The 23,034-nt window shown below is 37.5% G+C and carries 22 protein-coding genes; 5 read left to right on the top strand and 17 right to left on the bottom strand.

Features of this window, described 5'->3' with window-relative positions:
* Position 1 precedes the first annotated feature (1 nt).
* Entirely contained in the window at positions 2 to 898 is an 897-nt protein-coding gene (gene rsmH, locus K8089_RS05540) for a 16S rRNA (cytosine(1402)-N(4))-methyltransferase RsmH (protein WP_237602291.1), read from the bottom strand.
* A complete protein-coding gene (mraZ, locus tag K8089_RS05545) occupies positions 885 to 1,358 on the bottom strand; it encodes a division/cell wall cluster transcriptional repressor MraZ (RefSeq protein ID WP_237602292.1) in 474 nt (157 codons plus the stop codon). The genes rsmH and mraZ overlap by 14 nt, the downstream gene beginning before the upstream one ends.
* 204 nt (positions 1,359 to 1,562) lie before the next feature.
* On the opposite strand from mraZ, the gene K8089_RS05550 reads away from it, so the two are divergent.
* Positions 1,563 to 2,327 (top strand): alpha/beta fold hydrolase, encoded by a 765-nt coding sequence (locus K8089_RS05550; RefSeq protein ID WP_237602293.1) that lies wholly within the window; start codon positions 1,563 to 1,565, stop codon positions 2,325 to 2,327.
* A gap of 55 nt (positions 2,328 to 2,382) precedes the next feature.
* Positions 2,383 to 2,985: a ribosome biogenesis GTP-binding protein YihA/YsxC gene (gene yihA / locus K8089_RS05555; RefSeq protein ID WP_237602294.1), complete on the top strand. Its 603-nt coding sequence runs from the start codon at positions 2,383 to 2,385 to the stop codon at positions 2,983 to 2,985.
* Positions 2,986 to 2,996: 11 nt separating this feature from the next.
* Here yihA and gldC read toward each other — a convergent pair whose 3' ends face one another.
* Positions 2,997 to 3,338 (bottom strand): gliding motility protein GldC, encoded by a 342-nt coding sequence (gldC, locus tag K8089_RS05560; protein WP_237602295.1) that lies wholly within the window; start codon positions 3,336 to 3,338, stop codon positions 2,997 to 2,999.
* Positions 3,338 to 4,297 carry a gliding motility lipoprotein GldB gene (gene gldB, locus K8089_RS05565; RefSeq protein WP_237602296.1) on the bottom strand — a complete coding sequence of 320 codons (960 nt, stop codon included), beginning with the start codon at positions 4,295 to 4,297 and terminating at the stop codon, positions 3,338 to 3,340. Before gldB ends, gldC begins: the two co-directional genes overlap by 1 nt.
* A 106-nt stretch (positions 4,298 to 4,403) precedes the next feature.
* Here gldB and nadE point away from each other — a divergent pair, with 106 nt between their 5' ends.
* Together nadE and K8089_RS05575 are read left to right on the top strand one after the other, a co-directional pair.
* Positions 4,404 to 5,195: an NAD(+) synthase gene (nadE, locus tag K8089_RS05570; RefSeq protein WP_237602297.1), complete on the top strand. Its 792-nt coding sequence runs from the start codon at positions 4,404 to 4,406 to the stop codon at positions 5,193 to 5,195.
* A 159-nt stretch (positions 5,196 to 5,354) separates the two neighbouring features.
* Complete coding sequence (locus K8089_RS05575; RefSeq protein WP_237602298.1) at positions 5,355 to 5,987, top strand: response regulator; 633 nt, start codon at positions 5,355 to 5,357, stop codon at positions 5,985 to 5,987.
* A gap of 1 nt (position 5,988) precedes the next feature.
* On the opposite strand, the gene dnaG is transcribed toward K8089_RS05575, so the two are convergent.
* The 5 genes from dnaG to K8089_RS05600 form a co-directional block, all read right to left on the bottom strand.
* A complete protein-coding gene (dnaG, locus tag K8089_RS05580; RefSeq protein ID WP_237602299.1) occupies positions 5,989 to 7,947 on the bottom strand; it encodes a DNA primase in 1,959 nt (652 codons plus the stop codon).
* A 165-nt stretch (positions 7,948 to 8,112) separates the two neighbouring features.
* Complete coding sequence (locus K8089_RS05585) at positions 8,113 to 9,183, bottom strand: porin family protein (protein ID WP_237602300.1); 1,071 nt, start codon at positions 9,181 to 9,183, stop codon at positions 8,113 to 8,115.
* 59 nt (positions 9,184 to 9,242) lie between these two features.
* On the bottom strand, positions 9,243 to 10,052 hold the full coding sequence (locus tag K8089_RS05590) for a hypothetical protein (RefSeq protein WP_237602301.1): 810 nt from the start codon (positions 10,050 to 10,052) through the stop codon (positions 9,243 to 9,245).
* Positions 10,039 to 10,605: an RNA polymerase sigma factor gene (locus K8089_RS05595; RefSeq protein WP_237602302.1), complete on the bottom strand. Its 567-nt coding sequence runs from the start codon at positions 10,603 to 10,605 to the stop codon at positions 10,039 to 10,041. The genes K8089_RS05590 and K8089_RS05595 overlap by 14 nt, the downstream gene beginning before the upstream one ends.
* A 146-nt stretch (positions 10,606 to 10,751) precedes the next feature.
* Entirely contained in the window at positions 10,752 to 11,729 is a 978-nt protein-coding gene (locus K8089_RS05600; RefSeq protein ID WP_237602303.1) for a polyprenyl synthetase family protein, read from the bottom strand.
* A 194-nt stretch (positions 11,730 to 11,923) separates the two neighbouring features.
* On the opposite strand from K8089_RS05600, the gene K8089_RS05605 reads away from it, so the two are divergent.
* The gene (locus K8089_RS05605; protein WP_237602304.1) at positions 11,924 to 12,913 is read left to right on the top strand and encodes a T9SS-dependent choice-of-anchor J family protein; all 990 of its coding nucleotides are present in this window, start codon (positions 11,924 to 11,926) and stop codon (positions 12,911 to 12,913) included.
* Positions 12,914 to 12,962: 49 nt separating this feature from the next.
* On the opposite strand, the gene rlmN is transcribed toward K8089_RS05605, so the two are convergent.
* From rlmN to K8089_RS05645, 8 genes are all read right to left on the bottom strand, one after another.
* Positions 12,963 to 14,003 (bottom strand): 23S rRNA (adenine(2503)-C(2))-methyltransferase RlmN, encoded by a 1,041-nt coding sequence (rlmN, locus tag K8089_RS05610; RefSeq protein ID WP_237602305.1) that lies wholly within the window; start codon positions 14,001 to 14,003, stop codon positions 12,963 to 12,965.
* 83 nt (positions 14,004 to 14,086) lie between these two features.
* A complete protein-coding gene (locus tag K8089_RS05615; RefSeq protein WP_237602306.1) occupies positions 14,087 to 15,745 on the bottom strand; it encodes a T9SS type A sorting domain-containing protein in 1,659 nt (552 codons plus the stop codon).
* Positions 15,746 to 16,041: 296 nt separating this feature from the next.
* Positions 16,042 to 17,091: a tRNA preQ1(34) S-adenosylmethionine ribosyltransferase-isomerase QueA gene (gene queA, locus K8089_RS05620; protein WP_237602330.1), complete on the bottom strand. Its 1,050-nt coding sequence runs from the start codon at positions 17,089 to 17,091 to the stop codon at positions 16,042 to 16,044.
* A 135-nt stretch (positions 17,092 to 17,226) separates the two neighbouring features.
* On the bottom strand, positions 17,227 to 18,474 hold the full coding sequence (locus tag K8089_RS05625; protein ID WP_237602307.1) for a 3-phosphoshikimate 1-carboxyvinyltransferase: 1,248 nt from the start codon (positions 18,472 to 18,474) through the stop codon (positions 17,227 to 17,229).
* Positions 18,471 to 18,713: a hypothetical protein gene (locus tag K8089_RS05630; protein WP_237602308.1), complete on the bottom strand. Its 243-nt coding sequence runs from the start codon at positions 18,711 to 18,713 to the stop codon at positions 18,471 to 18,473. Before K8089_RS05630 ends, K8089_RS05625 begins: the two co-directional genes overlap by 4 nt.
* 1 nt (position 18,714) lies before the next feature.
* Complete coding sequence (locus K8089_RS05635) at positions 18,715 to 19,041, bottom strand: nucleotide pyrophosphohydrolase (protein WP_237602309.1); 327 nt, start codon at positions 19,039 to 19,041, stop codon at positions 18,715 to 18,717.
* Positions 19,041 to 21,062: a transglutaminase domain-containing protein gene (locus K8089_RS05640; RefSeq protein ID WP_237602310.1), complete on the bottom strand. Its 2,022-nt coding sequence runs from the start codon at positions 21,060 to 21,062 to the stop codon at positions 19,041 to 19,043. The genes K8089_RS05635 and K8089_RS05640 overlap by 1 nt, the downstream gene beginning before the upstream one ends.
* A 13-nt stretch (positions 21,063 to 21,075) precedes the next feature.
* The gene (locus K8089_RS05645) at positions 21,076 to 22,977 is read right to left on the bottom strand and encodes a DUF3857 domain-containing protein (protein WP_237602311.1); all 1,902 of its coding nucleotides are present in this window, start codon (positions 22,975 to 22,977) and stop codon (positions 21,076 to 21,078) included.
* Positions 22,978 to 23,034 lie beyond the last annotated feature (57 nt).

Raw genomic sequence — 23,034 nt, forward strand, 5'->3', positions numbered from 1 at the left:
TTTATAATTTCTCGGCTATTCTAAGTTTGGCACTTCTAGCGCGATTGTTCTGTTTTATCTCTTCTTTGGTGGGAATAATAAATTTCCCCACAGCTTTAAAAGGCACTTCCACCCTTCCGTACACGTCTTTCTCTGGTTCGCCTTCAAACAATCCATTCCGGATATAGCGTTTTACAAGCCTATCTTCTAAGGAATGATAGCTAATTAAACTAATTCGCCCTCCGGGTTTTAAAACCTCGTTTGTTTGAAGCAAAAACTCTTTTAGAGCCTCCAATTCTTGGTTTACTTCTATCCGGATTGCTTGATAAATTTGCGCCAGAATTTTGTTTTCTTTATGCGCAGGCAAAAATCTGCTCAATATTTTTTTTAGCTGCTCACTCGTTTTTATTTTTTCCACTTGCCTGGCCTCAACTATTAACCGAGCCATTCCTGCGGCACTTCGCAATTCGCCATAATTTGAAAGAACATCACGCAATTGGGTTTCTTCATATTTGTTGACAACCGTATATGCCGAAAAATTGCTATCGCGGTTCATTCGCATATCTAAATCGGCTTCAAAGCGAGTTGAAAAACCTCTTTCCGCCACGTCAAATTGATGCGAAGAAACTCCAAAATCGCCCAAAATTCCATCAACAGTTCGATACCCGTGAAATCTTAAAAATTGCTTCAGAAAACGAAAATTCTGATTAATGAGCAAAAATCTTTCATCGTCAATCACATTTTTTAAAGCATCTTTGTCTTGGTCAAAAGCTATGAGTTTTCCTTGTGGCCCCAAGCGCTTCAATATTTCGCGCGAGTGTCCGCCGCCACCGAAAGTTACATCCACGTAAACCCCGTCTGGCTTTATGTTTAAACCATCAACTGTTTCCGTTAGCAAAACTGGATTATGATACTCCATCTCCTTCGTCATTTTTATCTCCCATTACTTCTTCAGCTAAATCGGCAAAATCATTTGCCGCATCGTCAATAGCTTGTTCATATTTGTTTTTATCCCAAACTTCAATAATATTTATAGCGGAAGAGAGCACAATTTCTTTACTGATGCCCGCAAAAGAAAGCAGGTCTTTTGGAATCAACAAACGGCCTGTAGCATCAAGCTCTACGGTTTTCACGCCCGCTGTAAACCTTCTAATAAAATCGTTGTTTTTCCTGCTGAATCGATTTAACTGGCCCATTTTCTGCATTAAAGCATCCCATTCTTTCATTGGATAAATTTCCAAACACGGCTGAAAAACGGCGCGCTTAATTACAAAGCCCTCAGGAGCAACCGCCGCCAACTGCTTTTTTAGCGGCACAGGCACCATGAGGCGTCCTTTTACGTCTGCTTTACATTCGTATGTACCTATTAGATTGAGCATTGTGGAATTTGGCGATTTGCAATTTATAGTTTCAAATATATATAACTTTTACCACTTTTTACCACATTCTACCACTTTGTTGATAAGTTTTACCACATTGTAGATAACCTCATTTTGAAATAAGTAAAAACAAAGGCAGCGTATAAATAGACGCTATGAAAAATTTTTGTTTACTTTTGTCATTCTAAATTGCAACAACCAAGCATGTCAGAAAACTTAAAGAAAGAAGGAAAATTTTCATATTTAGAAATAGGTGAAGGCACACCAATTGTTATCCTTCACGGGCTTATGGGAGGCTTAAGCAATTTTGATGGCGTTGCCGAATTCTTTCCGCCGAAAGGCTACAAAATTCTCATCCCAGAACTGCCTATATACAAAATGACTTTACTGCGCACAAATGTGAAAAATTTCGCAAAATACGCGGCGCAGTTTATAGATCACTTGGGGTATAAAGAGGTAATTCTTTTAGGAAATTCGCTTGGGGGCCATATTGGGCTTCTCTGTACAAAAATGTACCCCGAAAAAGTAAAGGCGCTGGTTATTACCGGCAGCTCGGGACTGTATGAAAGTGCCATGGGTGAAAGCTATCCAAAACGTGGCGATTATGAGTATATAAAACAAAAAGCCGAAAATGTATTCTACGATCCGGCAGTTGCAACCAAAGAAATCGTGGACGATGTTTACGAAACCGTAAACGACCGTACAAAGCTAATACGAACATTGGCAATTGCTAAAAGTGCTATACGGCATAATATGGCAAAAGATTTGCCAAAAATGCACACTCCAACCTGCATTATTTGGGGAAAAAACGACAACGTAACCCCACCAGAAGTGGCGGTAGAATTTCACGAGCTTTTACCAGATTCAGACCTCTTTTGGATCGATAAATGCGGTCATGCGGCAATGATGGAACACCCACATGAGTTTAATAAAACGCTTTACGCTTGGTTAGAAAAACGAGGGTTTTAGCGGGACCTTAGGCTTCAAAAAATATATTTTTCCAAATAATTTATACCTTAAAAAAATGCATATTAAATCTGCAGAATTTTTAATGAGCAATAGCGATGTTGCCAAATGTCCGAAAGATCGCCTGCCAGAATACGCCTTTATTGGGCGAAGCAATGTGGGAAAATCTTCCCTCATCAATATGCTTATGCAGCGAAAAAGCTTGGCCAAAACTTCAGGCAGACCGGGAAAAACGCAGCTTATAAATCATTTTATTATCAATAAAAACTGGTATTTGGTAGATTTACCGGGTTATGGATACGCGCGCGTTTCAAAAACCAGTAAAAAGATTTTTCAGAAATTTATTACCAATTATTTTGAAAAACGCGAACAGATGGTACTTGCCTTTGTTTTAATAGATTGTCGCTTGGAGCCCCAACCCATAGATTTAGAATTTATGGAATGGATGGGCGAAAGCGGGATTCCTTTCAATATTATTTTTACAAAAGCAGACAAACTGAAGCCCAAAGCATTGGAACGAAATGTTGCTGCTTATACCGAAAAAATGCTCGAAGCTTGGGAAGAAATGCCTCCCTTTTTTATTACCTCTGCCAGTGATGCCACAGGAAGAGATGAAGTTTTAAACTACATTAATCAGCTTAACGAATCGATTGTTAATTGAAGTTTTTAAAATTATTGCCCTCGCTTTAACTCTAACTTTTCAGCAAAATAATCGCAGAAATCGCGCATAGTGGCGCTCATTTTTTCATCGTTTGTTGCGCGCTGAAATGTATCTGCCATCGCACTCAATGTTTGGTGGAAAAAAACCTTCATTTCGTCTACGGGCATATCTTTTGTCCAAAGGTCTATTCTAAGCGACTCCTGCTTTTTATTGTCCCAAACTGAAAGCATTAACGCTTTGGTTTCTTCGTTTGTAATACCGCCATCTTCGGCTGTCCAGTGAATATTCTCGGGTATTTTATTTTCGTCTAAACCAACGTTTAGTCTAATTTCTGAAGTGTGTTTTACTGCCATTATTTCTTAGGTTTATATTTTGAATTTGTAAAAATCTCGTCAGCATTGGTAACCATTAATTGCTGCACATTTGTTTTGTTGTTTTTCATATAGGCGCGCACAATTTTCCAGCCCAAATATCTCCCCAACATTCCTGGAGATTCATTGTCTATTTCGAGATAAAATTTTGAAAAAGGCGCTGGGCTTACAAATCTAGCTGCAAGTTTTGGGTCTGTGCTGTATAGCAATTCTTTCTCTATAAAATAGCGCCACATATATGCTTCATTTTCTTCGGCCCATTGAAACTCTTCTTCGGTGTAACCAATTTTTTCGGCATCGGAAGCATTTGGGAGCCAAAGATCTTTTAGGTATAATTCTTTTCCGAAGTAAACTATCTGGCCCAAAAACGATCGCTTATTCGGAATTTTAATATATTGTCTCGCATATTTTTCTGCTATATCTGGGCCAATTTGCGACGGTTTCATTTCCTTCGCTACATACCTATCAATACCATCGTAAAATTTATGATTACTGCCCAGATAATTGTCTAAGCCCACGATCAACATACTATCTGCAAGTATTATTTTATTCCTGTAATCAACGTCAGATGTTGTAGTAACGACAACCGGTGTTGAAAAGTTTGGGAAATAGTATTTTATATGCTGAAACAACGGCTCGAAAATTTCACGCAAAGAATCTTCATTCGGAAACTTCTTTAGCACTTCGGCTTCCAATTGATTTTGAAGCGTATCTGATAATTTTTCAACCCAAATACTGTCGTTGTATTGCTTCGGAAAAAATAGTGGAAACTCATTTTTAAGACTGGGCAAATCTTTAGGAGTCGCAGCTGCAAAAGCTTTGTCGAAACGGATAATTTCAACATTGATTGGAATTTTCTCAATTTCTTTTTCAACTTCGCTCTTGGTATTGCAAGAAAAGAGAAGGACTCCGAAAACTGCCGTTATAAAATATCTTATCATATTAAAAAATGTTACAGTTGGTTAACGTCAATCCTTTTTATTAATTTTATCTTTAACCACTTTTGCGGTGCAAAGGTATTATTATAAAAGATTAAAAACACGGAAAATGCAGACCGAAAAAGTAATTGACTATATTGTAAATTGGTTGAAAAATTATGCGGTAAATGCAAAGATGGACGGTTTTGTAATAGGCATAAGCGGCGGAATAGATTCTGCGGTAACCTCAGCACTCTGTGCTAAAACAGGGATGCGTACACTCTGTGTAGAAATGCCAATTCATCAAGCGGAAAACCAAGTAAATCGCGGCCGCGAACACATTCAATTTTTAAAGAATAACTTTACTAATGTTAGCAACACGACGGTAGATTTAACCCCTGTTTTTGAACAATTTAAAACTGTGGTGCCACAAACTACAGCCGACAGTTTTTTAGATTTGTCTTTAGCCAATAGCCGTGCCCGTTTGCGCATGACAACCTTGTATTTTTTTGCCGGAATTCACCGTTATTTGGTGGCTGGAACAGGAAATAAAATTGAAGATTTTGGGGTGGGTTTTTATACAAAATATGGCGATGGTGGGGTTGATTTAAGTCCAATTGCCGATTTAATGAAAAGCGAAGTTTACGAAATTGGAAGAGCTTTAAATATTCCAGACTCTATTTTAAAAGCAGCTCCAACAGACGGTCTTTTTGGCGATAGCCGCACTGATGAAGACCAATTGGGCGCAAGTTACGACGAATTGGAATGGGCGATGAAAATGCATAAAAACGGCAAAGTCGATAGTGAGTTTACTGCAAGACAAAAAGTGGTTTACGATATTTACTCAAGGCTCAACAAGGCAAATCAGCACAAAATGATGCCTATTCCCGTTTGTGAAATCCCATTAGATTTAAAAAATTAGCGTCACTTATCGAATAAATATACACTTTTAACGAAACCATCGGTTTTCTGCTCCCAAAGACTTTATTTTATCATAATGAATTGTTAATATTACAGATTAAACTCATTCATTCTCCCCAGATCAAGTTTTTATATTTTCTAAATTTGTAAATACGCAAAAATGAAAAAAGTTGTAATCGTTGACTCACATCCAATTACGAGGGAGGGAATTTCAGTCATGCTTAAAAACACAAATAGATATACTATTGTTGGCAATGTGTCTCGTGGATCTGAATTAACGCGATGTCTCGAAAAAGAGCGTCCCGATCTCTTAATTTTAGAATTGAATATTCCAGATTTTAATGGGTTTCGTAAGCTCCGTAACTTACGTGATGAATTTCCGAAAACACGAATTGTTATTTTTTCATCGTATCCTGAAGAAATTTATGCACTACGCGCTATAAAATCTGGAGCATCAGGCTACATTCCAAAAACAACTTCCTTAAAAACTTTTATCGAAGCAATTAAACACATATCGCTTGGCGGTATATTTTTAAACGATGCGCTTGCCGCTGCGTATAATAACCGTTCTACAAACGATAATAGTGCCATTGGAAAGTACAAAAAACTTTCAGCAAGAGAGTTAGAAGTATTAGACCTACTTTCAAATGGAAAGCGCAATAAAGATATTGCTTCGCTTTTAGAAATCAATGAAAAAACCGTAAGCACTTATAAAACTCGAGTTTTAAAAAAATTGAACGTAAAAAGTTTGGCAGAGTTAATTAACCACGCACGAATGTTTCAAACTAGTTAAACTAAAGCACCCTATTTAGTTTATTGGAAAGCACTTTTTTAAGGCTTATATAATCTACTATTTCCTGCAAACCTATATCATTATCGTCGTTTTTTCCTTCCTTCATTACTTCAGATAATTCATTTATTTTCTGAGAAACCAAATGGCGACGTAAATTTAAAATGGTTTCACTAACTATTTGGGCTATAGTTTTGTCTTTTTCCTTTACATAAATTTCCTTTCGCTCCCAATTACTTAATGTGTAACGTTCTTCTTCCATCAAGATATGCGTTACTGCAGTAGCCATTTCAGGTTCTAAATCATTAATAAAAGTTTCAGCCTTCGCTTCCGGATCTTGGTTGAATCTATTCACTACTTCTAAATACAAATCCTTAAATTCAGGATTGGTAAATTCAATTTCGTCATCTTGCAAATCGAGATAAATTTTTTCAAAAACCCGTGCTTTGTGGATTTCAGGTTTCAGTGAAATTTCTCCTTTCTCGTCTGCTTCAAGTATTAAATCTTCAAAATCCTCTTCCACGTTACCGTAAAGTAATAGCAGCTCAATTATTTTTTGTTCCAACTGAAGTTGCACGTCTATTTTTTCAATCTTCTTTTCCGTGGGAATAACTTCAAACGCTTCCTGCGGCACATTTGCCCTTTTAGTCGCTTCCTTTTTATCCTTTTGAAAAATCTGAGCCAGGGTGTTGAAAAGCACTTGTTCCGAAATATCCATAATTCGCGAACACTCCTTTATATATACTTCGCGCTTTATTACATCGGGTATTTTCGCGATGCTGTTAACCATATCGTGTATGGTTTCCGATTTTTTTATCGGGTCATTTTTCGCTTCGGAAGCGAGCAGAGAAGCTTTAAAAGTGATGAAATCTTTGGCGTTTTCCTCCAGGTAAAGTGTCAATTCTTCCAAAGAATTTTTACGCGAAAAACTATCGGGATCCTCGCCTAGTGGAAAGGTGCAAATTTTCACGTTCATGCCCTGTTCCAAAATCAAATCGATTCCCCGAAGTGATGCGCGAAGCCCCGCAGCGTCACCATCAAAAAGAACCGTAATATTTTTTGTGAGACGATTTATAAGCCTGATTTGCTCTGCAGTTAAAGCCGTCCCCGATGAAGAGACCACATTGTGAATCCCCGTTTGATGAAACTGGATAACGTCTGTATAACCTTCAACCAAGTAGCAATTGTCTTCTTTTGCAATGCTTTGTTTGGCGTTAAAAATGCCGTAAAGCACTTTACTTTTGTGGTAAATATCGCTTTCGGGAGAATTTAAATATTTTGCCGCTTTTTTATCTGAAGTCAAAATACGACCACCGAAACCAAGCGTACGTCCGCTCATACTTAAAATTGGGAACATAACCCGTCCCTTAAAACGGTCAAATTGCTTTTCTTCTTTTACAATAGTCAAGCCCGTTTTCTCGAGAAATTCTAGTTTATAACCTTTTTTTATTGCGTGGCTGGTAAAAGCATCCCAAGAATCTGGCGAATATCCGAGCTCAAATTTTTTGATGGTTTCATCAGTAAAACCTCTTTCCTTAAAATACGAAAGACCGATGGCTTTGCCTTCTTCGGTTTTCAATAGAGTGGTGTGAAAATAGTCTTTTGCAAATTCACTAACTAAATACAAGCTCTCGCGCTCGTTGGCTTGCACTTTATCTTCGGCAGTTTGCTCGGTTTCTTCTATTTCAATGCCGTACTTTTTGGCCAAAAATTTTATTGCTTCGGGATAGGTAAAATGCTCGTGTTCCATTAAAAACGAAACTACATTTCCGCCTTTGCCACTACTAAAGTCTTTCCAAATTTGCTTTACAGGACTAACCATAAAACTCGGTGAACGCTCGTCTGTAAAAGGGCTGAGGCCTTTAAAGTTGCTCCCAGATTTTTTTAATTGCACAAAATCGCCGATAACCTCTTCTACCCGAGCGGTTTCAAAAACGTTGTCTATGGTGGTTCGGCTTATCACAATGTTTGTTGTTAAGTGTTATTGGCTTTTAGATTTCAACTTTTTGAATACTGAGCGAAGCCCAAATATCAATTTGTAAAAATAGGAATATTACGCACGAAAAACCCACAAGCTTTTGGAAACCTTGTAGGTTAATCAACAAACGAATAATGAAAGGGGTTGTGGCTAATCTACATCAAAACGTAAACCGAGCGATACGTTATGCTGGGCAATAGGATTGTTTTTGAATATTGTGTTAAGATCGTATTTGGCATACACCGCAACGCCCTGCCAGCCTATATAACCGCTGAGTCCGTAAATAAAATTGTTTGTGTTGTAATCTCCCTTCAGTTTTAATTTTTGATCTTTTCCGTCTTCTTCAAATTTCAACTTTTGGCGTGTGCTTAAATTAATACCTACATACCCCCCAAACCCAACGGTAAGTTGATTTTTTGTAGAATATCTGAAATAATCATCGTGCTCAATTTTCTTTGATGGACCAAATTCAAAATGAACTGGCACCACTAAATTATCCATTCTAAATTTCGATTTATTTAAGTTTAACGGATAGGTTTCAAGCTCAGTCTCCTCGCCCGTATCTACAAAAAATCGATTATCGGTAGGTTTCAATCCGTTGAATTGAAAGGAAACTCCGTACTTTATTCGCAACCAATTGGAGTTATCAAAAACGCGGGTTTTCCACGCCCAACCAAGTTCGGCAAAACGGCTACCGGCAACCTTAAAGTCTGAGTCCTGCAAAGATTCACCTTCTGTAATCGCGTTGTTCAAACCGAAAGCGAACACTAGATCGGAGGTGGTGCGACGGTCGTATTTGCGTTTCTTGTTTTTGGGGCCAATGTATAGCACATTGTCGTTTTCACTATCGCTGGTGCCAATACGTATAATCATTCCCGGTTCGTCTTCGTAATTTTCACCATTATCGTTTCGTTTTAGCAGCGCAATTTTATTATCAATTATCGCCAAACGATTTTCAATATTTAGAGCGTGCTTTTCTGCGGCTTTTTGTTTTAATAATTCGCCTTCTGCCTCTGTAACGCCATCGCTGTTCAACAGCGAGTTTATTCTTTCAACTTCTACTTTTAGCGCGTCTTTTTCCTCTTGAATTATTTTTTCCTTCAACGCGCTAAGTTGTTCAACAGCTGTTTGGGTTTTGGTCGTTGTTTCTTGTGCTTGTGCATAAACACTGGCAAGTAGCCATATTGTAAGCGCACCGGTAATCGTGATTAATGATTTCATAACTGTTCGATTTTTTGATTATTGATGAATTATTGATGAATGTTTTAATTGAATCTTAGTTAATCATTTCGCTCCGAAACGGCGGTGCGTACTTTTTGAAAACCTTCGCCCAAGGCGTCAAAAACTTTGTCGCGAAAACTTTTATCGAGCTCCCACTCAACGTCCTGCAACAATGCGGTGGCATCTACTTTTTGGCTATTCATTATGCGCTGCGATTGAATTTCGCGCTGCGCGTTTTTTAGCAGTGCCTCCACTTCGGCTGCGGTTACATCTGTATTGTCTTCTTGTAGTTTTTTTACTGAAGCAACTACTTCATCTACTTTAAGGTTGAAGTTTTTTTCGTCTTCTGAAATTGAGCTTTCTATTTTTTCTGACTTTTTGTTTTTTGAAACTTCGGCAACCGTTTTACTTTTTTTAATCAGTTTGTCTATTTCAGATTTTTTCTGCGGAAGTGGTTTTACGCTATTTGAATTCTTTTTCACCTTTTCGTCAGTTTCCTTTTTAGAAGTTTTGGCATCAACTTTTTCTGAACTGAATTCTTCATCCGAATTAGCGGGCAGATCGGAAGCAATTTTTTCAGCTTCAGTTTTATTTTGAAGTATTTCAGATTTTTTTTCAATTGTAGGCTGTTCAAAATTTTCATTCACTATTTGATTATTTCCTTCAAAATCATTTCTATTAAAGAAAACTGAAGCCAAGAGCAAGATTCCAATAAAGCTCGCTGCGACGTAATACCAAAGCAGCGGTTTCTTTTTGGGCTGCTGGGCATCTAATTTTGCTTCTAGTTTGCTCCAAGCATCGGCGGAAGGTTTTAGCTCCCTCGCTTCTAGTTTTTCGCGAATGTTGTCTTCTAGTTTATAAGGTGCCATAACTTAGATTATTTTGTTGTTTTACCATATTTTGAAGCATTTTGCGTGCTTTAAAAAGTTGTGTTTTTGAAGTGTTTTCACTTATCTGCAACAGTTCTGCTATTTCGCCGTGCTTGTAGCCTTCAACCGCGTAAAGCACAAAAACCGTTTTGTAACCGTCTGGCAAGCCATCTATCATTTTTTGAATTTCTGCCGTTTCCAGTTCGGTTTCAATATAAGTGGAATGCGTTGCTGAATTTTCAATTTCTGTTTCAGAAATAAATTGCAATTTTTTGTCCTTCCGAAGCTGCGAAATACTTTCGTTGACCATTATTCTTCTAATCCAACCTTCAAAACTGCCTTCGTTTTTAAAATCTTTTAAATACGTAAACACTTTAAAAAATCCGGTGAGCATTACTTCCTCGGCCAAATCGTTGTTCTTTAAATACTGTCTGCAAACCCCCATCATTTTAGGCGCAAACATTTCAAACAATTGTTGCTGTGCGCGCCGGTCGCCTTTGGACGCTTTGCCAATTAACTTAGAATAATTTTTATGTAAGGGTATTATTTTCAAAATACGCTTCGCTTTTATAGGCTTCTATTTTAATAGACGCAGGTTTCTGAAGAATGGTTGCCTAAGGAAAAAAAGTTTTTCGGTTTGCGGTGGCAGTTTTCATTTTACTACTGTACACTGCGCCTGTAAGCTATAACTTAAAATTGTTACTTTTTCCTATCAATAACGTAATTTACCATAAGCTCCAGCGATTCTTTGTAGGGTGAAGCGGGATACGTTTCTAAAAGCCGAAGTGCTTCCTGCTGGTATTCCTTCATTTTTGTTACGGCATAATCTAAACCACCGTTTTCTTTTACAAAAGCGATGACTTCCTTTACGCGCTGTTTGTCTTTGTTATGGTTTTTAACCGAATTAATAAGCCATTTATTTTCTTCGGAAGTTGCGTTGTTCAAAGCGTAAATTAAGGGAAGCGTCATTTTTTGCTCCTTAATATCAATGCCCGTGGGTTTGCCAATGTGGTCATTCCCGTAATCAAAAAGGTCGTCTTTTATCTGAAAAGCGGTGCCGATGAGTTCGCCAAACTTGCGCATGTTTTCAACTTCTTCATCCGATGCCATTACCGAGCGTGCGCCCATTGCGCAACAAGCTGCAATTAGTGTGGCCGTTTTTTGACGAATTATTTCGAAATAAACATCTTCGGTAATATCTAATTTTCGGGCTTTTTCAATTTGCAACAATTCGCCCTCGCTCATTTCGCGAACGGCGACGGAGATAATTTTCAGCAAATCAAAATCGTCATTATCTATGGAAAGCAACAGCCCTTTTGAAAGTAAATAATCGCCAACGAGCACGGCAATTTTGTTTTTCCAAAGTGCATTTAAGGAGAAAAATCCACGGCGGCGGTCGCTGTCGTCCACAACATCGTCGTGCACTAAAGTTGCTGTATGTATAAGCTCAATGACCGAAGCACCGCGATAGGTACGTTCGTTTACTTGGCCATTATTGGTCATTTTTGCAATGAGAAAAACAAACATAGGGCGCATTTGTTTTCCTTTTCGGTTTACCACATAATGTGTAATTCTGTTTAGAAGAGAAACTTTAGAAGACATAGAGGCTGAGAACTTTTTTTCAAAAAGCTCCATCTCCTTTTCAATGGGAAGTTTTATGCGTGAAACTATCTTCATAAAAGTTCAAAGATAGTTAAAAATGGACGACGGTTTTAAGCGAGAATGCAAGTAAAAGTGATTGATTTAACAAAACCTTTTAATATGGTATTTGTAGATTAAAATTGAAAACGCAATAAAAGCAACTTTTAATTTGTAAAAATTGAAAAAGCTTGTTAATAAAAAAAAAGTAAACACCGAAAAGCATTTGCAAAATGCGAATTTTAAAAAGCGCGTTAAAATCTCTCGAAACACCCGATAACAAAGGAACAAGCCCTATTTTTGGAGAAATTATTATTAACTCCTTAATTATTATTAAAATGAAAAAAATTACATTATTAGCAGCATTATTTGCTGGCTTTGCAATGAATGCGCAAACTACTATTTTTGAAGACGATTTTGAAGCTTACGATGACTTTATCATTGCAGACGTTGGAGATTGGACTTTAGTTGATCTTGATCTTTTACCAACTTATGGTTTTTCAGGTGTTACTTTTGATAATTCTGGGTATACTGGTGCTTTTATTGTATTCAATTCAACTACAACAAATCCACCTTTAGACCCAACTGCAGATTCTGATTGGACTGCTAAAAGTGGGGTTAAGGCTATGACTTCTTTTGCTGCTGTACCAGACGGATCAACTAATGCAAACGACGATTGGCTAATTTCACCTCAAATGACATTAGGAACATCTGGAAACATGCTTTCTTTCTGGGCAAAAGCTGCTGACGCAACTTACTCTACCGAAACTTTTAACATTTTAATCTCTACAGTAGATACAGATCCGAACAACTTTTCACCACTTGAAACAGGTTTAGTTCCTCAAGCAATTGACTGGGAAGAATTCACTGTAGATCTTGATTTTTACGCTGGACAAGATGTTTACATCGCTATCCAACACGTAGCTTCTGACCAATTCGGCTTCCAAGTTGATGATTTTAAAGTTACTGCTGATGTATTAGGTGTTAACGATCAAGTTTTCCAAGGTTTTAAATACTTTGTTGCAAACGGTCAATTAAACCTTTCTGCTACTACTTCTATGGAAAAAGTTGCTATTTACAATATGTTAGGTCAAGAGGTAGTTTCTCAAAAACTAGCTAACACTAACGAAACTGTAACTATTTCTGGACTTCAGTCTGGTGTTTACATTGCTACTGTTTCTATTGATGGAGCAAGTAAAACTTTCAGAATTGTAAAGAACTAATTTACAATTTAGTTTGAATTGAAAAGAGCGGCTTTTGGCCGCTCTTTTTTTATTGTTTATTTGCTAATTGCCCGCAGGCCGCATCAATATCTTTCCCCCTGCTTCTTCGTACTGTTACAGGAATTCTATTGTGTTCCAACGCCTGAATATAATCTTCAATTATTGAAGAAGACGCTTGCTGAAATTGGCCGTCATCAATAGGATTGTACTCAATTATATTAACTTTACAAGGCACGTATTTACAAAAGGTAACAAGTGCTTCAATATCTGCCCATTTATCGTTTATATCTTTCCAAACAATGTATTCGTACGTAATTTTACGGTTGGTTTTACTGTACCAATATTCCAAAGCGTCGCGAAGATCTGTTAAAGTAAACGCTTTTGCAAAAGGCATAATCTGTTCCCTCGTTTCTTGAATTGCGGAATGCAACGACACGGCGAGATGAAATTTCACCTCATCGTCTGCTAATTTCTTTATCATTTTTGGCACGCCCGAAGTAGAAACCGTGATTCGTTTTGGAGACATTCCCAATCCTTCTTCCGAAGTTATTTTTTCAATAGACTCTAAGACGTTTTTGTAATTCATGAGCGGTTCGCCCATTCCCATAAAAACAATGTTTGAAAGCGGTTTGTTGTGATATAAGCGACTTTCTTTGTCTATTGCCACTACTTGATCGTAAATTTCATCGGGGTTTAAATTCCGCATTCTTTTCAATTTTGCGGTGGCGCAAAATCTACAGTCTAAACTACACCCAACTTGCGAAGAAACGCACGCCGTAGTTCTACTTTTGGTAGGAATTAAAACCGATTCAACCACCAAATCGTCGTGAAGTTTTACGGCGTTTTTAATAGTGCCGTCATTACTTTTTTGAATATGATCTACCTTTATATGATTAATGACAAAGTTTTCACTCAAATGCGCACGGGTTTCTTTTGAAAGATTGGTCATATCGTCAAAACTGTGAATTCCTTTGTTCCACAACCAATCGTAAACCTGTGTTCCACGAAATGCTTTATCGCCTATACTTTCGAAAAAACTTCGAAGTTCATCTTTTGAAAGTGCCCGTATATCTTTTTTTTCTGAAATCATGTTGCAAAATTACTGTATTTAAAAGTAAAAAGCCCCTTTCCTTTTCAGAATAGAGGCATCTCGTTTTAAATAGAATTAGGGAATTATTTTTTGATAACTATTTTTTTAGTGACAGAGTTCTTGCTGTCTTCATCTAATAAATATAGAAAATAGACGCCATCGGTAAGGTTGGTAACATTTATGGTATTCATAGTATTAGACAAAGAGCCAAAGTGGAGGCGCTGCCCCATTACATTTAAAAACTGAAATGATAAATGAGGATATCTATTATTCATTACCGTAATGGCAGTACTTGCTGGATTGGGGTAGATTTTTATTTCGCCAATTTCTTCAAAATCTGGAATATTCAAAAGATTTTGGAGGGTCTCCACTGTAGTTTGACCTGTATTTATTGGATCTAACCATTCCATTAAGCGAGATTGGGGGGTGTTTCCGGTATTCCAAGAAACGCCAAACCTGCCGTAAATATCGTATTCATTATTGTTTTCTAAACCATTGCACGCAGATTGACCTGCATACAATTGCCCAATTATGTGGCCATTTTCATTAAATAGAGGCGATCCAGACGAACCACTTTCGGTAGTGCCTATCTCCCACCCGTTGCCACTTCCGTGTGAGCCACCGCCAATTAACCAAACTTGAGTGCCGTTGGCATCAACCTTTGTAGCGCCAGAATTATCTCTGCATATTTTCATAATATCTCCGTTGGGATGATGAATTCCGACCTCGAACAACGGATTTGTATCTGAATTGTCCCAACCCGCAAAAGCAACATCCCAAGATTCGGGAATTTTTTCAAAAAGTTCAACCAAGGCGAAATCACTTTTGGTATTGTTTGCTTTCAATTCGGCTCCACTAATAGTAAAATTTGTTTGCAAATCTCCACTGTCTTCACCCGTGCCGCAGACTGGCGTGGGGCTTACCCAATTAAACCGAATAGACCACAGAGCGGGATCACTGGTATCTAAACAGTGGTTCGCTGTTAAAAGATACGGGGTTTTATCATTCCGTGTATTATTTACCAATGCGGCAGAACATAAATAGCCATTTCCTAAATTTAAGAGAGCAACGGCCTTTTTAACCAAATCTTTTTTGGAGTCAAAATCGGCACCAACCGGACAATTTACATCGTAATTACATTCTCCAGAATCGTTTATTCCACGAACCCCGTCGAGCAGCGCAATTACACTCCCCATTCTGTATCCGTGAATAACACTATTTATTTGAAGTCGTGGTCTATCTTGCGTATATGGTGGTTGATAGTACTCTATCCAAATTATATCGCCCTTTACAAACCACGTACCTAATTGTCCATTAATTCTATTTTGCGAATTGTTATACGTTCGAGTAACATCAGTTCTGTCCTGATTATATAGTTGAAGTCTTGAACCCAGAGGCAAATAAAAATCGTTAAAATTTATACTTAGGTTGAGCGCACCGTACGATTGAATTGTAGCCCGCCATATTTTCCCTCCATTGGGTAATGCTGTCCACAGGCCACCGTGCTCCATATTTAAGTTTAAAGGTATTTCAACACCGTAGCGCCAAGGCATACTTTTGTCTAAATCATTGAGGCTATCTTGCTGCGCTATTATCTCCAAATCTAAAGGCGGAAGACGAATTACGTCGGGTTGTTCCCCTAAATTTAGATCCCAACTTTCTGGCAATGGACCCCCGCTACCTTGCGAAAAGGCAATGAGAACATAGAAACATAAAATGAAGAAAAGTGTAATTTTTTTCATCAAATCTGCGGTTGGTTTTTAGTAAAGAAACACTAAGGTATATTTTTATTTTGACATTTGAAAACCAATTGCTTATAAATAAATAACGCCCTCGGCTGTAATTGAATAAAATGTGTAACAGAATACCGATAAAAATGAAGAAATAGCTCGACAAATAAGTACTTTCAGAATAATTAAAAACTTACGTTATATTTTCATTCTAATCTAATATGCATTATTTATAATAAGCATACGGAAGGTATAAATTAAAAAATCCCGATTTGCATCGGGATTTAAAAGTTTAGATTTGAGAGAATTTAGATAATTAACATGGCATCGCCATAGCTGTAAAACTTGTATTTCTCCTTAATAGCTTCTGCGTAAGCTTCTTTTATAAAATCGTGCCCCGCGAATGCCGAAACCATCATTAACAATGTAGATTTTGGCGTATGGAAATTACTAATCATAGCATTTGCAATACTAAAATCGTAAGGAGGAAAAATAAATTTATTAGTCCAACCTTTATAGGGGTTTAAAGTATGGTTTGTAGAGACTGAACTTTCTAAAGCTCGCATGGCGGTAGTTCCAACAGCACAAACACGCTTTTTTCTGTTAATTCCTGCATTAATAACATCTACAGCTTTTTGGTCAATTTCCATTTCTTCCGAATCCATTTTGTGTTTCGAAAGATCTTCAACCTCTACCGAACTGAAGGTACCCAAGCCCACGTGCAATGTAACTTCGGCCATGTTTACGCCTTTAATTTCAAGTCGCTTTAAAAGGTGTTTAGAAAAATGCAAGCCGGCAGTTGGTGCCGCTACAGCTCCTTCGTTTTTAGCAAAAATAGTTTGATAACGTTCTGCATCTTCCGGCTCAACTTCTCTCTTTATATATTTTGGAAGTGGTGTTTCGCCCAGTTCTGTCAATTTATTGCGGAATTCATCATACGATCCATCAAAAAGAAAACGAAGTGTTCTTCCACGTGAAGTTGTATTATCTATAACTTCTGCCACTAGTGTTTCGTCTTCACCAAAATATAATTTGTTTCCAATTCTAATTTTTCGCGCAGGATCCACCAAAACATCCCAAAGACGGGTTTCCGGATTTAATTCTCTTAAAAGAAAAACTTCAATTCGAGCGCCAGTTTTTTCCTTATTTCCGAATAAACGCGCCGGAAACACCTTGGTGTTATTGGTTACTAGCACATCGTCTTCCTCAAAATAATCAATAAGATCCTTGAACATTTTGTGTTCAATTGTCTTAGTTTTTCGGTTTAACACCATCAATCGTGATTCGTCACGGTTTGGTGCTGGATACTCAGCTAATAATTCGTCTGGAAGCGTAAAGCCAAAATTCGAAAGTTTCATTCCCATAATACGTCGTGTCTTTATATTTTAAAAGGCTGCAAATATACAACCTCAACACAGGCGTTGTCAAGTAAATGACGGTTTATTATTTGCAAGCGAGTGCTGTAGCGCAATAGCGGATGATTTATTACTCGATTAATTTGAAGAATCACTCAAAAAACACTCAATTCCCAATATTTTTAAATCCTTCCAAAAGCTGGGATATGATTTTGAAACTACTTCTGCATGATTTATTTCCAGCGCTGTTTTTACCGATAGCGGCGCAAATGCCATCGCCATTCTGTGGTCTTGATAGGTTTTTATGAGCACGTTTGGGTTTATTTGAAACGCTTTTTCCAGCGTCAACGAATTATTGTCAATTTGAAGTGTTGCGCCTAATTTTTCCAATTCATTTTTTAATGCTAAAAGCCGGTCTGTTTCCTTAATTTTCAACGTATGAAGTCCCGTGAGTTTGCACCCGATGCCTAAACCAAAACACGTTACTGCAATAGTCTGCGCCAAATCTGGCGTATTTGAAAGGTTGAGCATAAGCGAATCTGGAAGTTCAACATTCCTTTTTGAAAGGATTATTGTATTTTCTGAAATATTAAAAACTGTTCGCACGCCCAAAGCATCATAAATTTGAACCAATGCAGCGTCGCCCTGCAAACTATCTTCAGAAAAACTACTGAGTGTTATGCCACATTTTTCTTCCGAAAGTGCCACTAAACTGTAAAAATACGAAGCCGAACTCCAATCAGATTCTACAGTAATTGTTTTATTTTCAATATTTTTAGTGGAGGAAATAGAAATCACATTTTCACTATAGCTTCCTTTTACACCGATGCTTTTTAAAAGTGAAAGCGTCATTTCAATATAAGGCACCGAGGTGGTGTTCCCTTCCAAATAAATTTTCAAACCGTTGGGAAGCATTGGTGCCACCAGCATTAAGGCAGAAATATATTGGCTGCTAACGTTGGCTTTAATTGCAACTTCTTTTTTTAGAAGCTTTTTGCCTTTAATTTTTATGGGGGGAAAACCGTCGTTTTTAGGGTATTCAATCGCTGCGCCCAAACTTTTTAGAGCATCCACTAAAATGCCAATAGGTCGTTCCTGCATGCGTTGGCTTCCGGTGAGGGTTATTTCGGCATTTTGTTTTGCTGAAAAATACGCCGTTAAAAAGCGCATCGCCGTTCCTGCGTGATGAATATCTACGGTGCCTTCCGTAGCTTTTAATCCTTTTTGAAGGACGTTGGTATCATCACTATCTGAAAGGTTTTTAATTATAATATTTGGAAACTGCGCTTGTAAAATCAACAGTCGGTTGGACTCGCTTTTTGAGCCGCCAATATTGATTTTCATATTTTCTAAAGGAAATTTTCCGCGTTTAAGTTTGGCTTTCATTGCCTAGCATCGTTTTCTTTGAGCTTCGCCCTAAATTTTCCGAAAGTAACAAGAAACCCATAAACGAAGGCAGCAACAATAAGCGTTAGAAAAAACCAAAGCGGATTTCTATCGGTGAAAAAAGCCAAATCAAAACCTTCAATGGCCCACTTAATAATTGTAAAAATAAGACCAAAAGCCAAGGCAAGAGAAAAAACCGATTTCCAAAAACCTTTTGTATTTAGCACTCTTTTAAACATACTATTTTAATTTTTTGTTGCTGTGGTGCCTGTCGTGATCGCGTTTGGTTTTCAAATCTAATTTTTTCTGAAAAGCATCTTCAAGATCAACTCCCGTTTGATTGGCAAGACAAAGCACTACAAAAATAACATCTGCAAGCTCTTCGCCCAAATCTTTATTTTTGTCGCTTTCCTTTTCGCTCTGTTCGCCGTAACGACGGGCAATGATACGTGCCACTTCGCCCACTTCTTCGGTGAGTTGCGCCATATTGGTTAACTCATTAAAGTAACGAACACCGTGTTCCTTTATCCAAATATCTACTGCTTTTTGTGCGTTTTTTATATCCATTATGCTTTTGAAAGTACAACTTTTTCGTTTTCCTTCGCAATTAAAAGTTCAAAGAATTTTTTAAGATTGCCATATTCCTCGGCTGCGATATAAGATTTATTGATTGAAAATTCCACAGAAAGCTGAATTTTATTACCCACTTGCGAGATTAAGTAACGATAACTACCCACATCTGTCCCAAGATTAAACATAGCATTTTCTGGTAGTGATTCTACTTTATAACCTTCGGGCAAAGATATGTTTACAATGTAACGATCCTTCATTGGATAACCAAAATCTATAGGATACAGACGGGTTTCGGGCTTAAACGGACTTTCTGTTGTTGCCATAAAAACTAATGGAGAAAAGTATAATTTTCCGGCTACGTCTTCTACTGAGCCAAAGGTTTCAAAATCATATTCTAAAGCGACGGGCTCGCCCAAGGTACTTAAGTTTTCAAATTTTACTTCAGAAAGTTCAGCCTGGTTTGCATCTTTTTCCAGTGCTTTGCGCGTTGCATCGGCGTTTAAACTTTTATATTTTGTTCTATACTTTAGCGCGTAATTACCCGTAAATCTGCTTTTGGTAGCTCCGGTAATAGACAAGTCTGAATTTATATCTACATTAACCATAGCACTTTTAACCGCGTGAATTTGTGGACTTAAAGGAACCCAACTAGAAGATCCATCTTTTAAAATTAAACGCCCTTGCCAGTTCATTATACTTGGTCGTAAAACGCCAATTTCGGCATCTTTGTTAGTTGCATCTAGCAGCAAAGTGCCTTGCGGAAATTCAACTGCGGCAATAACGTAATTAAACCCATTGCGTGTTGGGAAGAGTGGCATGCCGTTGTCTTTTGTACTAACCAGAACTGGATTGGCATTAATATTGGCTTTGCGCAACATTGCAATTAACATCAAGTTTATATCGGCCACGTTACCCGAACCCTTTTTATAAGCTTCCTTTACACCTTCGTTAGTATAATAACCTGTATAACGGTTCCATGTCATCTTTTTTAATACGAAAGAAAAGATTTTGGCCACCTTCTCTTCTGCACTGCTAACGCCACCTATTAGGTTATTTAAATCGTCTTCAAAGTAATTATCTTTTTCCAATTCGTTTCCAAATGAATCTACTTTGTAAATTCCTTTTGAAACATCCTCCCAAGTGGTTGAATAAGTTTTTATTGAGCTACCCGGAAAATCTACATAACTCAATTCAAATTTAAGTCCGGTGGAATAATTATCAATATTTCCAGCATACGACTCCTCTTTCATTGCTGGCACATTGGTTAAGTTAATTGTATAAATATCTTCTTTAAACTTTAAATCTCTGGCACCGCCTTTACTCGTCATATTGCCGTACCTATCGTATTCTGAACGGGCGTTCGCCAAAGCAATCGTTCGGTCTCTACTGTTTTTTTTAACCTGGTAAGGCACCCAACCTTTTTGGTGTGTTTTAAAGATAAAATATTCTGGGGATGCAAAACGTATTTCTATATTTTCAACCGGAATGGTTTCCTGCAAACGAAATTCATCAATATTGCTGATAAACGGAGATTTAATACTGTATTTATATTCAATAACACAGCCCTCGCGAACGTCTGGCATTGTAAATTTAACTTTGTGAATATACTTGGTGGTTTTTTCTTCAAAAACACCGTCGTTCTTCAATTTTACATCTTCAATTTTATTGTTGCCATCTAAATAATAGGTGTATGCTTTTAGGCCTATAATTTCATCTTTAGAGCTGGAACTACCTTGGTAAAGATCCACTTCTTTTGAGGCCCAATCAAAGCCCTCTTTATTATAAATTTTCACACGTTCAAAAACATCGGTAACCATATAAAAACCGTCGCTATTTGTATATTGAAATTCTGTGTGAATTTCTCTATATAAAATGGCGGCGTTTGCCGTTGGATCTGTAGGGTGTTCTTTTTGCAGTATTTCATCTTTCGAAACTTTTCCGAATTTATAATTTTGGGCAATAGAGGTGTTCAGAAAGCAAAAAATTGCAATTATTGCGAGGAAACGAGATTTCATAGGTATTATATATTTATTGAACATTTTGTTTTAGTAATATTTTTGTTTTGTCTAAACGCGCAATGGAACGAAGAAAAGCACGGTAATTATTATATTCAGAAGGGGGATATTCTCCTTTGTTTATTAGCATTTTTCGGCTATAAATCAATTTATTATCAGCGGTTTCGCTGAAACTCATTTGGTACTTTCCAAACTTAGTTTCTAGAATGGTTTCGTCGGGAAGTCCATCGGGCTGAAAGTTTTCGGGCAGGGTTATTTCTACAGTGTCTTCGTGTATGTATCCATTTCCTATATAAAGATTTTGTTTTCTATTGTCTATTCGCGGCGGAATGTACTGGTTTTGGTTAAAAATATTAGCGCTAAAAAGAAAATCGTTGCCTACCGGATTTGCATAATTGGGAATATTGAGCGTTAATTCTTCAGTGAAAACCACGTCTTCCCTATTATTAATCAACTTTATATCGGCAATTGAAAAGCCGTTAATATAGCCCCACTTCTTTTTATAGTGTTCATCTAAATCTTCCTGTTTTTCCTTGGGAAGCATGTATTTCTTGTCGTATTGAAGCCCTTCGGAAACACTTTTAAATGAAGCCGTTACATTACCATCTGCAGTTATGGTAGCTTTTGCACTATTTGTTTGCGTGTTCTCTTCGGTTTTATAAATGGTAGTATGCACAATTTTCCCCCCATAGGGCGTAATTATAAGTACATCGCGATCGTCTGTAAAATTGCCAATATAACCGTAGGGCGTTTCTTGGCTGGTACATTCTAACCACGTTATTTCATCGTTTTCTGGAATTCCTAAAATAACGTGATTTCCCTGTATCGAGGCAAAATCTTCCATTATGTCCCATTCCATTGAATCGCCGTAAACAACGGTGTAGTAAGACGGAACGCCGACTGCGTCTAACAAGGCTTTTGTATAATTTGTCAATGCTTTGCAATCGCCATAGCTTAGTTTATCAACTTCAGAAGCGAGCATGGGCTTCCATCCACCAATTCCTATTTGAATACTGATATAGCGAACTTTATCCTGCACATATTGATAAATTTTCCGCGCCTTTCCTTCGTTAGTAGTTTCATTGGCAACTAGACTTTTAACTTGAGCCAACGTTCCCGCTGGAAGATCGTTTACATCAGAGAGCAAGCTTTTATTCATCCACGTTCCAAATTGTTGCCAATCTTTACCTGATCCAGCCGTACCTTTTAACTTAAAGTTATTGAGGGCCACATATACAATTGGGAATATTTTACTGGACGAAAGGCTGTGTTCTTCGTAGCGAATTGTTTGTAGATCGGACGCCGAAAAAATTAATTCGTCTGGATTTTCTGTAATTGAAATATTATAACCTTCAAGGTTTTGAGGTTTGTATTTTGGCTTGTTTAGGGGATTAAATTTAATCTTTACAACACTTTTCTTTGTACTTTCGGCATAGCCATTTAAAGGAGTCCATGGGCTTAAAAATGCAGTATCGCCAGTTTCGGTTTCCTTGTTAAAAACCACAATATACGGATATGTTGTTGGGGTGTAGTTTATGCCTAACATGCGGTCATCGCTATAAATGCTGCTTCCCGTACGGCTTACATCCATAAAGTCCTTCTTTTTAAAATGCGCTATTTCTTTTCCAAAGGCATTGTAAATTTTGGCTTCAATATTTTTCACTTTCGAGTTTTCATCGTAAAATGCATAGAGCCGTGAATCGCCATCGCCAAGTTTGTTTAGCACGGCAATTACCCGGTGGGTTTTCTTTGTCTTTTTAGCAATATTGGTTACGTCTATTTCAACCAATTCATCCAGCAATACACTATTGGAATATTCCATAAGTTCCTTTGGAATAGAAGCTATTGAATATTCTTGCTGCGCGTAAATATGCGCTGAGCATAGTAACAACGCAAAGCAAAAAATCTTTTTCATCTGTAATAAAATTATGAGGAATAGGAAGATGAAATAACCAAGCTATATCTATTGATC

Source organism: Aequorivita vitellina (genome assembly GCF_022008365.1).
Classification (GTDB): domain Bacteria; phylum Bacteroidota; class Bacteroidia; order Flavobacteriales; family Flavobacteriaceae; genus Aequorivita; species Aequorivita vitellina.

What these genes read in the sequence shown, in the direction of transcription:
- rsmH (WP_237602291.1), bottom strand. Translation starts at nt 898, where the DNA reads ATGGAGTATCATAATCCAGTTTTGCTAACGGAAACAGTTGATGGTTTA.
- mraZ (WP_237602292.1), bottom strand. Translation starts at nt 1,358, where the DNA reads ATGCTCAATCTAATAGGTACATACGAATGTAAAGCAGACGTAAAAGGA.
- K8089_RS05550 (WP_237602293.1), top strand. Translation starts at nt 1,563, where the DNA reads ATGTCAGAAAACTTAAAGAAAGAAGGAAAATTTTCATATTTAGAAATA.
- yihA (WP_237602294.1), top strand. Translation starts at nt 2,383, where the DNA reads ATGCATATTAAATCTGCAGAATTTTTAATGAGCAATAGCGATGTTGCC.
- gldC (WP_237602295.1), bottom strand. Translation starts at nt 3,338, where the DNA reads ATGGCAGTAAAACACACTTCAGAAATTAGACTAAACGTTGGTTTAGAC.
- gldB (WP_237602296.1), bottom strand. Translation starts at nt 4,297, where the DNA reads ATGATAAGATATTTTATAACGGCAGTTTTCGGAGTCCTTCTCTTTTCT.
- nadE (WP_237602297.1), top strand. Translation starts at nt 4,404, where the DNA reads ATGCAGACCGAAAAAGTAATTGACTATATTGTAAATTGGTTGAAAAAT.
- K8089_RS05575 (WP_237602298.1), top strand. Translation starts at nt 5,355, where the DNA reads ATGAAAAAAGTTGTAATCGTTGACTCACATCCAATTACGAGGGAGGGA.
- K8089_RS05585 (WP_237602300.1), bottom strand. Translation starts at nt 9,183, where the DNA reads ATGAAATCATTAATCACGATTACCGGTGCGCTTACAATATGGCTACTT.
- K8089_RS05590 (WP_237602301.1), bottom strand. Translation starts at nt 10,052, where the DNA reads ATGGCACCTTATAAACTAGAAGACAACATTCGCGAAAAACTAGAAGCG.
- K8089_RS05600 (WP_237602303.1), bottom strand. Translation starts at nt 11,729, where the DNA reads ATGAAGATAGTTTCACGCATAAAACTTCCCATTGAAAAGGAGATGGAG.
- K8089_RS05605 (WP_237602304.1), top strand. Translation starts at nt 11,924, where the DNA reads ATGCGAATTTTAAAAAGCGCGTTAAAATCTCTCGAAACACCCGATAAC.
- rlmN (WP_237602305.1), bottom strand. Translation starts at nt 14,003, where the DNA reads ATGATTTCAGAAAAAAAAGATATACGGGCACTTTCAAAAGATGAACTT.
- K8089_RS05615 (WP_237602306.1), bottom strand. Translation starts at nt 15,745, where the DNA reads ATGAAAAAAATTACACTTTTCTTCATTTTATGTTTCTATGTTCTCATT.
- queA (WP_237602330.1), bottom strand. Translation starts at nt 17,091, where the DNA reads ATGAAACTTTCGAATTTTGGCTTTACGCTTCCAGACGAATTATTAGCT.
- K8089_RS05625 (WP_237602307.1), bottom strand. Translation starts at nt 18,474, where the DNA reads ATGAAAGCCAAACTTAAACGCGGAAAATTTCCTTTAGAAAATATGAAA.
- K8089_RS05630 (WP_237602308.1), bottom strand. Translation starts at nt 18,713, where the DNA reads ATGTTTAAAAGAGTGCTAAATACAAAAGGTTTTTGGAAATCGGTTTTT.
- K8089_RS05635 (WP_237602309.1), bottom strand. Translation starts at nt 19,041, where the DNA reads ATGGATATAAAAAACGCACAAAAAGCAGTAGATATTTGGATAAAGGAA.
- K8089_RS05640 (WP_237602310.1), bottom strand. Translation starts at nt 21,062, where the DNA reads ATGAAATCTCGTTTCCTCGCAATAATTGCAATTTTTTGCTTTCTGAAC.
- K8089_RS05645 (WP_237602311.1), bottom strand. Translation starts at nt 22,977, where the DNA reads ATGAAAAAGATTTTTTGCTTTGCGTTGTTACTATGCTCAGCGCATATT.